This is a genomic window from uncultured Pseudoflavonifractor sp., from assembly GCF_944387275.1.
Classification (GTDB): domain Bacteria; phylum Bacillota; class Clostridia; order Oscillospirales; family Oscillospiraceae; genus Pseudoflavonifractor; species Pseudoflavonifractor intestinihominis.
Genome location: NZ_CALXEG010000064.1, coordinates 1 through 11,907 on the forward strand (window position 1 = coordinate 1; position 11,907 = coordinate 11,907).

An 11,907-nucleotide genomic window follows, 5' to 3' on the forward strand; every position below is an offset into this window, starting at 1 on the left:
ACTTTTCTCCGGCGAAAAGTACCCAAAAGCCGCCATGGGGCAACAGGCGCGGAAGGGCCCTTTCAGCGCCAAACGCGCCCGTTTCCCCCTGGTACCCCCTTTCGGAGATGCGGATTGCGGCGGTGGTGTCCAAGAAGCCGCCATACTTGAGAGCAGTTACTATGCCGGTTCGGCTGGTTCGTATCGTAACTGCATCGCCCGAGCAGAGTTACCCGCCCAGACTTGTGAGCTGCTGCAATTCAAGGGGCGTTCTCAATGCCGCACGCAGTCTCTGCGCCGTATTTCAGCCTCCGGTCGAGGCAACCCAAGCCTTCCCCCTGGGGGGAAGGTGCCCCAGTGCGCACACTGGGGCGGATGAGGGGAACGTCCGAAACCCTCACACCAGCGCGCCGCTATGGATACGCAGCACTTTGCCGCCCTCCAGGTGCTCCAGCTTTTCGTCCTCACAGCAGGTGATGAACACCTGTCCGCCCTTGATACGGTTGAGGACGAAGCTCTGCCGCCGCTGGTCCAGCTCGGAGAGCACGTCGTCCAGCAGCAGCACGGGCCACTCGCCGGTGTCGCCGTAAAAGATCTCCCGGGCGGCCAGCTTGAGGGACAGCGCCGCGGTGCGGGTCTGGCCCTGGGAGGCGAACTGCCGTGCGGCCACGCCCCCCAGCTCCACGGTCAGGTCGTCCTTGTGGGGTCCGGACAGGCACTGCCGGGACTCCAGCTCCGCCCGGCGGTGGCTCTCCTGGTGGGCCATGAGGGCGGAGAGGATGTCCTTCACGCTCCCCTCCGGGTCCACGACCGTGCTCACCGTCTCGTACTTCAGCCCCAGCTCCTCCCGGCCGCCGGAGAACTCCCGGTGGATGGGGGGCGCGGTCTCCCGCAGGCGGCGGACGAAGTGGGCCCGGTAGTGGATGAGGATGGCCCCGGTCTGGGCCATGCGCAGGTTGAAGTCGTCCAGGGTGTCCAGCAGGGAGGGCTTCTCCTCCCAGTCCCGGAGGATGCGGGTCTTCTGCTCGTGGAGGCGGCGGTACTCGGCCAGGGCGGCGGCGTACCGGGGCCGGAGCTGGCAGATGCACTCGTCCAAAAACCGGCGGCGCTCCGCAGCCCCCTCCCGGATGAGCATCAGGTCCTCGGGGCAGAAGAACACGGTGTTGAGCACCCCAGCCAGCTCCCCGGCGGTCTTCAGCTTCACGCCGTTGGACAGCAGCTGCCGCCGGGAGCCTCTTGACAGCCGGGCCTCCAGGGTGAAGTCCCTTTCCCGGGAAAAGACCTCCGCCTTCACAAAGGCGTGGTCCGCGCCGAAGGCGATCAGCTCCCGGTCGTACCGGGCCCGGCGGCTGGAGGCGGTGGACAGGTAGCCGATGGCCTCCAGCAGATTGGTCTTGCCCTGGGCGTTCTCCCCGCAGATCACGTTCACATCGGGGGAGAAAGCGGTCTCCAGGTGGGAGTAATTGCGGAAAAAGTCCAGGGTGATGGACTTTACGATCATACCACGGTCAGCTCCAGGCCGGGCAGGGTGACCACGTCGCCGGGGCGGATTTTCTTGCCCCGCATGGTGCACACCTCGCCGTTGACGGACACATCCCCAGCCTGGATGATGTTCTTGGCCTCGCCGCCGGTCTCGGCCACGCCGGAGAACTTGAGCAGGCCCTCCAGCTTGATGAACTCGGTGGTGATCTTCACTTCATGCTTTTCCATTGTGTTTCCTCTCTTCCGGATGGCCCAGCATGGCCGCCAGACGCTCGTACACCTCAGGCAGGACCTTTTTCAGGGCCACCGGGGCGCCCTTGGCCCGGTCGTAGAAAAAGTGTCTGGTCTCCCCCTCGGCCCTGAGGGTGCCGTCGGCGGTGCTGGTAAAGTCGTAGTGCAGGTCCACCCGGGCGGGGCTGAGCCGGGTGACGGTGACGGTGATGGCCACCGTCTCCCCGTAGGGGGTCATGGATTTGTAGCGGCAGTCCACCTCGGTGAGGGCGAAGTCGATGCCCGCCTCCACCGCCTTGTCGTAGCCCCAGCCCAGCTGATCCATCAGGTCGGTGCGGGCCTCCTCCATCCAGTAGATGTAGTTGGCGTGGTGGACGATGCCCATGCCGTCGGTCTCATAGAACTGGACCTTGCGCAGATAGGGCTTGATTTTGATGGGCTCCACGGTTATTCGCCTGCCTTCAGCCGCACGGGCAGCACCATATAGAGGAAGTTGTCGCCCCCGTCGTCGGGCAGGATGACGCAGGGGGACACGCCGGTGGACAGCTCCAGCCGCACCCGGTCGGCGGGGGCGGCCTTGAGGGCGTCCATCAGGTACTTGTTGTTGAAGCCGATCTCCAGGCCCTTGCCGTCGCCGGACACGGGGCACTCGTCCCGGGCGTCGCCGATGGCGGTCTTGGTGGAGATTTTCAGCAGGTTCTCCTCAAAGACGCAGCGCAGGGGGCTCTTGAGCTTGTCGCTGATGATGAGGGAGACGCGGTCGATGGAGGAGAGCAGGGCCCGGGTGTCCCCCTCGATGTGGATGGGGTTGTTGCGGGGCACGGCCTGGCGGTAGGCCAGGAACTCGCCCTCCAGCCGCCGGGCCACCAGCATGGTGTCCCCCACCTTGAACATGACGTGGCGGGCGCCCTGGGTCACCGAGGCGGGCTCGTCCACCTGGGAACAGATCTTCTCCACCTCGCTCAGGGCCGCGCCGGGCACCACGAAGGAGAAGGAGCTCTCGCCCTCCTTCTTGTCGATGGGCTCGTGGCGCAGGGCCAGCCGGTAGCCGTCCACGGAGACCACGGTCAGGCCGTTTTCGTCCACCTCGAAGAGGGAACCGGTATGGATGGGCCGGCTCTCGTTGTCGCTGACGGCAAAGAGGGTCTGGCCGATCATGGCCTTGAGCCGCTCCTGGGTGATGACAAAGGAGTTCTGATACTCCACAGTGGGCAGCTCGGGGAACTCCTCCGGGTCGGTGCCCAGGATGTTGAACTCGCTCATGCCGCACTTGATGTTGACCATATAGTTCTCGGCGGTGAAGATGACGGTGTCGTCGGGCAGCTTGCGGATGATCTCGCCGAAGAGGCGGGCGGAGAGCACCAGGGAGCCCTGGCTCTGGATGTCGGCGGGGACAATGGTGCGGATGCCGGTCTCCAGGTTGTAGCCGGTGAGGCGCAGTTCGCTGCCGGCCTCCAGCAGGATGCCCTCCAGAGCGGGGATGGAGCTCTTGGGGGAGACGGCCCGGCTGGAGGTGGAGATGGCGGACTGGAGCAGGGCCTTCTCACAGGTGAATTTCATGGGATGGGACCTCCGTTTCCGTCTCTCCGCTCCCGCGGCGGACAGGAGAGGAGAGGCTATATAGATTCGTAGTAACCGTAGTAGGGAATGTGGATGTGGAAAAACTGCGCCAGCCTTAGAGCGGGAGGGCTTTGGCCGTCCACAGGGTATGTGGAGAAAATCCACCGCTTTCCACAGCCGTGGGGAAGGGCGCAAGTTATCCACATTTCCCTTTTCCACATGTCCACAGAATGTTGATAATTTTGATAGCCCTCTGTAATCACCGGGGTGCAGGAAATCCTGCATCAGAGGGTATTCGGCGGCCGGCCCTTTTCCGCAGGGAAAAAGGGCCCTATGGGCTTATTCGTACCGGGCGTTGATGTTGGTGTTCAGGTCCTTGATGATCTCGGCCACCTCGGCGTTGGACTTCATCAGGTTCTCGATGCGCTCGATGGAGTGCATGACGGTGGTGTGGTCCCGGCCGTCGAACTCCTTGCCGATCTCCTTGAGGGACAGGGAGGTCATGCGCCGGATCAGGTACATGGCCATCTGCCGGGCGAGGGCGGTGTCCTTGGTGCGGCCCTGGCCCCGGAGGGCGTCGTTGTCGATGTTGTAGAATTTGCAGACCTCTTCGATGATCACGTCGGCGGAGGGCAGGAACTCGGCCTTCTCCTTGAACATGTCCCGGACGGCCCGGGTGACGGTGTCCACGTCCACGCTCTCGCCCATCAGCTCCTGGAAGGCCAGGATCTTGTTGACGGTGCCCTCGATCTGCCGCACGTTGGAGGTGATGTTCTCGGCGATGTACTTGAGCACGGGCTCGGGCAGGTTCATGCCCCGGCGGATGGCCTTGTTCTTGATGATGGCCACACGGGTCTCATAGTCGGGGGGCTTGATGTCCACGGGCAGGCCCCACTCGAACCGGGTCTTCAGCCGGTCGTCCAGGCGGAGCATCTCCTTGGGGGGGCGGTCGGCGGTGAAGACGATCTGCCGGCCGGCCTCGTAGAGGTTGTTGAAGGTATGGAACATCTCCTCCTGGGAGCTCTCCCGGCCGGCGATGAACTGGACGTCGTCCATGAGGAACACGTCGGCGGAGCGGAATTTCTCCCGGAACTCCTGGTTGCGGCCCTCCCGGATGGCCTGGATCAGCTCATTGGTGAAGGCGTCGCCCTTGATGTACACCACCCGGAAGTCGGGGTGGGTGGCGTGGATGCGGTGGGCGATGGCGTAGAGCAAGTGGGTCTTGCCCAGGCCGGACTCGCCGTAGATGAACAGCGGGTTGTAGCTCTTGCCCGGCTTGTCGGCCACGGACAGGGCGGCGGCGTGGGCGAATTTGTTGGATGAGCCCACCACGAACCGCTCAAAGGTATACTCCTCGGTGCCGGGCAGGAAGGTGCTGTCCACGGGTTTGGCGGCCTCGGTGAAGTGGTCCAGCTCCCCTTCGCCCAGGACCTCCACCTGGAAGTCGGCGGCGAAGAGCTCGTGGAGGGCCTTCTGGATGACGGGGACATAGCGCTTGCGGATGATGTCCCGCTTGAAGTTGGTGGGCGAGTGGATGACGAAGCGGTCCTCCTCCAAGGCCACGGCGGTGCAGTCGTCAAACCAGGTGTTGATGGCTGTGGCAGTCATGTCCGCTTCCATGAGGGAGAGAACCTTGGCCCATATGTCGGCCGGTGAATTCACGGGTGAAACCCCCTTTTGCAAAAAAATGCGTCTCTTTGAGTATACCAAAAAAATACCTCCCTAGCAATGTTTTTTGCGCCTACACATCTATAAAGAACTAAGGGGATTTGTGGCATTTTTCGATACACCCACAAGATATAGTGGGATGGAGAAATTTTTTCTGTTTTCCTTCCAAAAATAGTAGTTGACAGGGGATTTTGTTTTCGGTTATAATAGCCAGTGCACTATTATACCCGGTTTTTGGGTGTAAAGGCATGCCAATTGACGACCGCGGCCGGGCTTTTTTTGCCGGCCGTTGTGGAGGGCGGCTCCGGCCGCTTTTTAAACGAACAGGAGGTGTACACGATGGTTCGTACCTATCAGCCCAAGAAGCGTCAGCGTTCCAAGGAGCACGGATTCCGCAAGCGTATGCGTACCGCCAACGGCCGCAAGGTCCTGGCCCGCCGCCGTGCGAAGGGCCGCGCCCGCCTCACCCACTAAGGTGGCAGCGGAAAAGAAAATAGGGCTTTTTTGAGGGGCGGAGGAGCTATATCCTTCCGCCCCTGCGCAGCATGCGGACAAATTCGCCCTGTTTTCCCTCTTTTCCCGGCGGGGGAGGGGGCATCCCTCCCCAAAACCCGTTTCTAAAAGGAAGGCGCAGCATGGATCACACGGTCTCTCTCAAACTCAATCACGAATTCCGGCGGCTCTACGCCAAGGGAAAGAGCGCCGTGAACCCCTGCATGGCGGTGTACTGCCGGAAAAACCGGCTGGGCTACAACCGGCTGGGCTTCACCACCGGCACCAAGCTGGGCAAGGCGGTGGTGCGCAACCGGGTCCGCCGCCGCCTGCGGGAGATCTACCGCACCAACGAGGACAAGATCCGCCCGGGGTACGACATCGTGGTGGTGGCCCGGGTCCGGGCCTGCCACAGCCGGTACGCCGAGCTCCAGCGGCAGTTCCTCCGCACGGCGGACAAGCTGGGCCTTCTCAGCGGGAGCGGGACATGAAGGGGCTGCTGCTGCACCTGATCCGGTTCTACCGGCGCAGCATCTCCCCCCTGCGGCCCCCCTGCTGCCGCTTCATCCCCACCTGCTCGGAGTACGCTCTGGAGGCGGTGGAGAAGTACGGCGCGCTCAAGGGCGGCCTGCTGGCCCTGCGGCGGCTGCTGCGGTGCCAGCCCTTTCACCGGCAGAAGTCCATTGAGTACGACCCGGTCCCCTGAGGCGGAGCGTCCGCCCCGGAGCCGGGCCGCCCTTTTGGCGCCCTGACGGGAGAGGTATCCCCCTTTTCAGCCCCGAAATTTTACTTTGGAGGCCATTCAATGCAAGGAATTCAGCTTCTCCTGACCCCCTTTGTATGGGTCCTGATGCTCTTCTATGAGCTCTTTGACAACTACGGCATCGCCCTGATCCTCTTCGCCGTGCTGGTCAAGGTCATTCTCTTCCCCCTGTCCATCAAGGCCAAGCGGTCCATGATCCAGATGAACATGCTCAACGGCCAGATGCAGAAACTCCAGAAAATGTACGGCAACAACCGGGACAAGTACAATCTGGAGGTACAGAAGCTCTACGAGAAGGAAAAGGTCAACCCCATGGGCGGCTGCCTGTGGAGCCTGCTGCCCCTGGTGATCCTGCTGCCCCTGTACGCCATCATCCGCCAGCCCCTGACCTACCTGATGAACCTGACCCCCGATGTCATCGCCGAGGTGGCCCGGGTGGTGGACTGGAACAACGCCGCCGTGTCCGCCGGCTGGATCAAGGAGGCCGCCGACTTCGTCAACACCGGGTACAACCAGCTCTACCTGGCGTCCCTCATCACCCCCGATAACATCGGCGCCGTCCAGGCCGTGGCCGAGGGCACCCGTGTCATTAACTTCAACTTCCTGGGCCTGAACCTGGCCCAGATGCCCCAGTGGCAGTTCTGGACCTGGAGCAGCGTGGACTGGGCCCACATCGGCCTGTTCTTCATGCCCATCGTGTCCGCCGCCTCCGGCCTGATCTTCTCCTTCATCACCATGAAGACCAACGCCATCAACCGGCAGGCCGACAACGCCGCCGCCAACTCCACCAACAAGACCATGCTCATCATCTCCCCCCTCATGTCCCTGTGGATCGGCTTTGCCATGCCCGCGGGCCTGTCCGTGTACTGGATCAGCCAGAACGTGCTGTCCATGCTCCAGGAGTTCCTGGCCGGCAAGCTGCTGAAGAAGGACTATGAGAAGGCGGCCGAGGCCGCCGCCCGCCGTGAGGCCGAGGAGAAGGAAGAGGAGAAGCGCCGCCGGGAGGAGGAGCGGGCCGAGCGTGCCCGCCGCATCGAGGAGGCCAAGAACAACAAGGGCAAGAAGAAGGCCCCCAAGGCCCCCAAGGACCCGGATGAGACCAAGATCCCCGCCGCTGTCCGGGAGGCCAGCCGGGTGGGCATCCGTGCCTATGCCCGGGGCCGTGCCTACGACCCCTACCGCTTCAGCCCCGACGGCCCCACGCCCTATCAGGAGCTGAACGGCACTGTGGTGGAGAACGCCCAGGACAAGAAGCTGGAGCACAAGTCCGACGCCCGGGAGGAGGCCGCCCTGGAGCAGGCCGCCGACCAGCTGATCGTGGACGAACTGAAGGCGGAGCAGGCCCCCGCCGCGCCCGCCCAGGCCCCCGCAGAGGAGCCCGCTGAGGCCCCTGCCCAGGAGGACGGCACCACCCAGGCCCCCGGCTTTGAGACCCCCCACTATGACGCCCCCAACTACGACGCTTCCGGCGAGGACGGAAAGCAGTCCTGACACTTTTCCTCAAAAAGGAGAGAAAACAGCGCATGCTGAAGTATATTGAGAGCACCGGCCGCACCGAGGAGGCCGCCATTGAGGCCGCCCTCCAGAAGCTGGGTATGGACCGGGACGACGTGTCCGTGGAGGTGCTGGAGCGGGCCAAGACCGGCTTCCTGGGCATCGGCGCCTCCCCGGCCAAGGTGAAGGTGACCTACGAGGCCCCCGACGAGGAGCCCGTGGCCGAGGAGAAGCCCGCCGAGGCCCCCGCCCCTGTGGCGGAGGAGGCTCCCAAGGCCGCTCCGGAGGCTCCCAAGGCCCCTGTGGCCGAGGAGCCCAAGGCTCAGCCCGCTGCCGCCGCTGTGGACGGCGACGAGCGCGCAGAGAAGATTCAGACCTTCCTGACCGGCCTGCTGGCCCACATGGGTTCGGACGCGGTCCCCTCCGTCACCCTGGGTGAGGAGAACACCTATGAGGTGGAGCTGCTGGGCGAGCACCTGGGCGGTCTGATCGGCCGCCGGGGCGAGACCCTGGACGCCATCCAGCAGCTGACCAACTACGCCGTCAACCACGGCCAGTCCCACCGGGTCCGGGTCCACGTGGACGCCGAGGGCTACCGCGCCAAGCGGGAGGAGAGCCTGGCCCGTCTGGCCCAGAAGGTGGCGGGCAAGGTGGTCAAGTACCGCCGGAACGTGACGCTGGAGCCCATGAACGCCTACGAGCGCCACGTGATCCACACCGCCCTTCAGGACTACCCCGACGTGACCACCTACTCCACCGGCACCGAGCCCAACCGCCGCACCGTGGTGGCCTACAGCCGGGGCGAGCACCGGGGACAGTAAACGCCATAACCCGCGATAAAAGCGCCGGAGACATCAGTCTCCGGCGCTTTTTGCATGGGGGGATTGCTCCGCCGCCCTGGGGCGTGGTATCCTATGGCTGATACAGCGTTGGAAAGGGGAGAGGACCTTGAGGGACACGGACCACGGGGCGGATTTTTCCGCCCTCCGGGACCAGTACCGCCGGGCCCGGAGGCAGGAGCGGGACAGGATGGCCGCCTATTTCAAGGCCCTGCCCGACTTTGACACCGGTCCCCGCCCCGGCGGATCGGGGATCGGGCGGTACACCTCGGGCCGCCGTCTGGCCCCGCCCTACGATCTGCGGGACTGGATGTGGGTGTGCGTCCGGCGTGGGGAGACGGAGTTTCTTCTGTCTCTCCAGACCTTTGACCGTGACCCAAACTCGGGCAACCTCCACGCCCTCACCGACCGCATCGGAGTGTACGCCTACACCGGGGCTTACTCCGCCGCCGACGCCCAGGAACAGATGAAGATTACGCCTCTGGAGCTGCCTTTGAGCGGGGCGGATCTGGATACCCTGGCGGAGCTGCTGCGGGCGCTGAGCGACTGCGCCGGGGACCGGGAGGCATATCGGGCCGTGTGCCGGAAGTACGGCCTGGTGTAGGGCGGCCTCCAGCCTTTCCGCTCTCCGCCCCTCGTCCTTACAGGCTGCACGATGTCCGCGGTTCCCCTCATCCGTCATTTGCTCCGCAAATGCCACCTTCCCCCCTCGTCCTCGCAAGCTTTGTATCCCTCGTCCCGCCGCAAGCGGCAGGCCTCGCTCACTCCGCTGCTCGTCCTCTCCCCACACGACCCGCTCCGCTGGGCTCGTGTGGGGCCCCCGAAAAGCAGCCACCTCACTTGCCTCGGGCAGAGACTGAAACACGGCGCAGAGACTTTGTGCGGCATTGAGAAAGGTCATTGAATTGCAGCGGCTCACAAGTCTGGGCGGGTAACTCTGCTCGGGCGATGCAGTAACGGTACGCTGGGCACCGAACCGGCATAGTAACTGCTCTCAAATACGTTGGCTTTTTGGACACCACCGCCGCAAGCCGCGTCTCCGAAGGGGGTCCCAGGGGGAAACGGGCGCGTTTGGCCCTGGAAGGGCCCTTCCGCGCCTGTTGCCCCCTGGCGAGCTTTGCCTACTTTCCCTCGCTGGAAAGTAGGCCGCCGGAGGCCGTTCTCCCTGGAAAAGACTCAATTTAACAAAAAGCGCGGCGTCTCAAGACGAGACGCCGCGTTTGTATATTTCTTAGCCCTGGGGCGCGGGGGGATTGCCGCCGCCCTCCCCCTTGGGGCGGGGACGGTACCGGCGGTGGCGGTGCCGGGTGGACTTCTTCTCGCCGCCCTCGGCGGCGCCCTCGGTGTTCACCGCCTCGGCGGGCTTGGTCTCAGCCTTGGGCCTGGGCTGCTGCTGGGCCTGCTGAGGAGGCCGCTCCTGTTTGGGCTTGTCCCCTCTGGGCCTCTGCTGGGGCTTGTCCGGCCGCTTCTCCTGCTTGGGCTTGCCCTCGGGCAGGGCCTTGGGCTCGGCCTTCTTCTGCTCGGGACGGGGCTTGCTCTCCTGCTTCTTCTGGGGCCGGGCCTCCTGGCCCTGGCGGGCAGGCTGCTCGACCTTGCCCTCGCCGCCCCGGTTCCGGTTCCGGCTGCGGCTCCGGCCGGGCTTGGCGCCCTCGGCCTGCTTCTCCCCCTCGGCACGCACCGAGGCGGTCAGCCCCAGACCGGTGAGGGCGGTGCCCAGGCTGCTGCGCAGCCGCTCCTCCGGGTCCTCCGGCGGCGGGGTCACCTTGCGCAGCTTGGCCAGCTCCTCCGGCGGCGGGGGCACATACCCCTCCGGCCGCTTGCCCTTGCCGTTGCGCACCACACAGATTTCGCAGTTGTGGAAGCAGCGGGGGTTCTCCGGCGCGTCGTCCAGCCGCACCTTCACCGTCTCCCGCAGCAGGTTCACCTGGGACACGGTGCCCACGCCCTCGGGGGTCTCCACAAAGCTCTCGTTCTTGGGCATCCGCTTCACCGCGTCCTCATAGGCGTCCTGCTCGTACTTCAGGCAGCACATGAGCCGCCCGCAGGTGCCCGATATCTTGGTGGGGTTGAGGGACAGGCTCTGGGTCTTGGCCATCTTGATGGACACGGGCTGGAAGTCGTCCAGGAAGGAGGCGCAGCAGAAGGGACGGCCGCAGATGCCCAGGCCGCCCAGCATTTTGGCCTCGTCCCGGACGCCGATCTGCCGCAGCTCGATGCGGGTGTGGAACACGCCGGCCAGGTCCTTCACCAGGGCGCGGAAGTCCACCCGGCCCTCGCTGGTGAAGAAGAAGAGAATCTTGTTCCCCTCGAAGTTGTACTCCACCTCCACCAGCTTCATGTCCAGCCCGTGGGCGGCGATCTTCTCCTGGCAGATCTGGAAGGCCTTTTTCTCCTTCTCCCGGTTGCGGGAGACGATGTCCAGGTCTTTTTCCGTGGCGATGCGCACCAGGGGGCGGAGGGGGGCCACCACGCTCTCGTCCTCCACCATGGTGTTGCCCTTGGCGCACTCGCCGTACTCGATGCCCCGGGAGGTCTCAATGATGACGCCCTGTCCGGCCCGGACCTGGGTGCCCCTGGGGTCGAAGTAGTACTCCTTGCCTCCGCTCTTGAAGCGGACGCTGATGATTTCGGTCATAGGTACCTCCAGCGCCCACCTGGGCGCGCGTTCAGAATAGGGCCGCCCGATGGCGGCGGAAATAGGCCCTTACCCCCGGCAGCGGGCCAGGGCGGCGCACAGCCAGCCGGCCAGGTGTCCCGCGCCCACGTTAAAGGCGCAGGAAGCGCGCAGCTTCTCCAGCACGTCCACGGCGGAGAGCAGGGCCCTGGGAGACAGGGCGCGGGCGGCGTTGGCAGCGGCGGCGCGGCGGTCCGGGTCGGTCTCGCCGCAGTCCCCGCCGGTCTGGAGCACCAGGGCGTGGCGCAGCAGCAGGACCCCCTCGGAGAACAGGGCGGCCAGGCTGTCCCGGTCCCACTTCTCCAGGGAGATGCAGAATTCCATCAGGGCCAGCTCGTCCCCGGCGGACAGCCGGGCGATCAGCTGGGGGGCGGCGGTGCGGGCCTGATCGTCGGCGCCGGCGGCGCCCTCCAGCTCCTCCACGGCCCGGCCCAGCAGGCCCTCGCACCGGCGGGCGGCCTGGGAGAGAGCCTCCCTTGGCCTGTCCGGATACTTGCCCATCAGCCAGGCCTCCGCCTCGGCCTCGGTCACCGGGGAGAGCGTCAATGTCTCGCACCGGGACCGGACGGTCTGGAGCAGGGCGGCGGCGTTGTCGGTGAGGAGGAGGAAGGCGGCGTAGGGCGGCCCCTCCTCCAGCAGCTTGAGCATGGCGTTCTGGGCGCTGGCGTTCATGGTCTGGGCGTTTTCCAGGATGTACACCTTGCGCCCGGCCTCGTTGGGGCGGA

13 protein-coding genes are annotated in these 11,907 nt (G+C 65.0%); 6 read left to right on the forward strand and 7 right to left on the reverse strand.

Annotated features, from left to right (window positions below; genetic code table 11):
* Nucleotides 1–376 precede the first annotated feature (376 nt).
* From recF to dnaA, 5 genes are all read right to left on the reverse strand, one after another.
* The gene (gene recF / locus Q0K23_RS12245; protein WP_294522726.1) at nucleotides 377–1,480 is read right to left on the reverse strand and encodes a DNA replication/repair protein RecF; all 1,104 of its coding nucleotides are present in this window, start codon (nucleotides 1,478–1,480) and stop codon (nucleotides 377–379) included.
* The gene (locus Q0K23_RS12250) at nucleotides 1,477–1,689 is read right to left on the reverse strand and encodes an RNA-binding S4 domain-containing protein (protein ID WP_006570970.1); all 213 of its coding nucleotides are present in this window, start codon (nucleotides 1,687–1,689) and stop codon (nucleotides 1,477–1,479) included. The genes recF and Q0K23_RS12250 overlap by 4 nt, the downstream gene beginning before the upstream one ends.
* The gene (locus Q0K23_RS12255; protein WP_294522733.1) at nucleotides 1,676–2,137 is read right to left on the reverse strand and encodes a thioesterase family protein; all 462 of its coding nucleotides are present in this window, start codon (nucleotides 2,135–2,137) and stop codon (nucleotides 1,676–1,678) included. Before Q0K23_RS12255 ends, Q0K23_RS12250 begins: the two co-directional genes overlap by 14 nt.
* A gap of 2 nt (nucleotides 2,138–2,139) precedes the next feature.
* Nucleotides 2,140–3,252 carry a DNA polymerase III subunit beta gene (gene dnaN, locus Q0K23_RS12260; RefSeq protein WP_294522736.1) on the reverse strand — a complete coding sequence of 371 codons (1,113 nt, stop codon included), beginning with the start codon at nucleotides 3,250–3,252 and terminating at the stop codon, nucleotides 2,140–2,142.
* 339 nt (nucleotides 3,253–3,591) lie between these two features.
* Nucleotides 3,592–4,914 (reverse strand): chromosomal replication initiator protein DnaA, encoded by a 1,323-nt coding sequence (gene dnaA, locus Q0K23_RS12265; protein WP_294522738.1) that lies wholly within the window; start codon nucleotides 4,912–4,914, stop codon nucleotides 3,592–3,594.
* 345 nt (nucleotides 4,915–5,259) lie between these two features.
* On the opposite strand from dnaA, the gene rpmH reads away from it, so the two are divergent.
* The 6 genes from rpmH (at nucleotide 5,260) to Q0K23_RS12295 (ending at nucleotide 9,112) form a co-directional block, all read left to right on the forward strand.
* Nucleotides 5,260–5,394: a 50S ribosomal protein L34 gene (rpmH, locus tag Q0K23_RS12270; protein ID WP_006570963.1), complete on the forward strand. Its 135-nt coding sequence runs from the start codon at nucleotides 5,260–5,262 to the stop codon at nucleotides 5,392–5,394.
* Between the two features lie 161 nt (nucleotides 5,395–5,555).
* The gene (gene rnpA / locus Q0K23_RS12275; RefSeq protein WP_294522760.1) at nucleotides 5,556–5,903 is read left to right on the forward strand and encodes a ribonuclease P protein component; all 348 of its coding nucleotides are present in this window, start codon (nucleotides 5,556–5,558) and stop codon (nucleotides 5,901–5,903) included.
* Nucleotides 5,900–6,118 (forward strand): membrane protein insertion efficiency factor YidD, encoded by a 219-nt coding sequence (yidD, locus tag Q0K23_RS12280; protein ID WP_294522763.1) that lies wholly within the window; start codon nucleotides 5,900–5,902, stop codon nucleotides 6,116–6,118. Before rnpA ends, yidD begins: the two co-directional genes overlap by 4 nt.
* 99 nt (nucleotides 6,119–6,217) lie before the next feature.
* Complete coding sequence (locus Q0K23_RS12285) at nucleotides 6,218–7,666, forward strand: YidC/Oxa1 family membrane protein insertase (RefSeq protein WP_294522765.1); 1,449 nt, start codon at nucleotides 6,218–6,220, stop codon at nucleotides 7,664–7,666.
* A gap of 32 nt (nucleotides 7,667–7,698) precedes the next feature.
* A complete protein-coding gene (gene jag / locus Q0K23_RS12290; protein ID WP_294522768.1) occupies nucleotides 7,699–8,490 on the forward strand; it encodes an RNA-binding cell elongation regulator Jag/EloR in 792 nt (263 codons plus the stop codon).
* A gap of 127 nt (nucleotides 8,491–8,617) precedes the next feature.
* The gene (locus Q0K23_RS12295) at nucleotides 8,618–9,112 is read left to right on the forward strand and encodes a hypothetical protein (RefSeq protein ID WP_294522771.1); all 495 of its coding nucleotides are present in this window, start codon (nucleotides 8,618–8,620) and stop codon (nucleotides 9,110–9,112) included.
* Between the two features lie 627 nt (nucleotides 9,113–9,739).
* Here Q0K23_RS12295 and ricT read toward each other — a convergent pair.
* On the reverse strand, nucleotides 9,740–11,143 hold the full coding sequence (gene ricT / locus Q0K23_RS12740; RefSeq protein WP_367179082.1) for a regulatory iron-sulfur-containing complex subunit RicT: 1,404 nt from the start codon (nucleotides 11,141–11,143) through the stop codon (nucleotides 9,740–9,742).
* Between the two features lie 69 nt (nucleotides 11,144–11,212).
* A partial coding sequence (locus tag Q0K23_RS12305; protein ID WP_294522774.1) for a DNA polymerase III subunit delta occupies nucleotides 11,213–11,907 on the reverse strand: 695 nt, incomplete at its 5' end.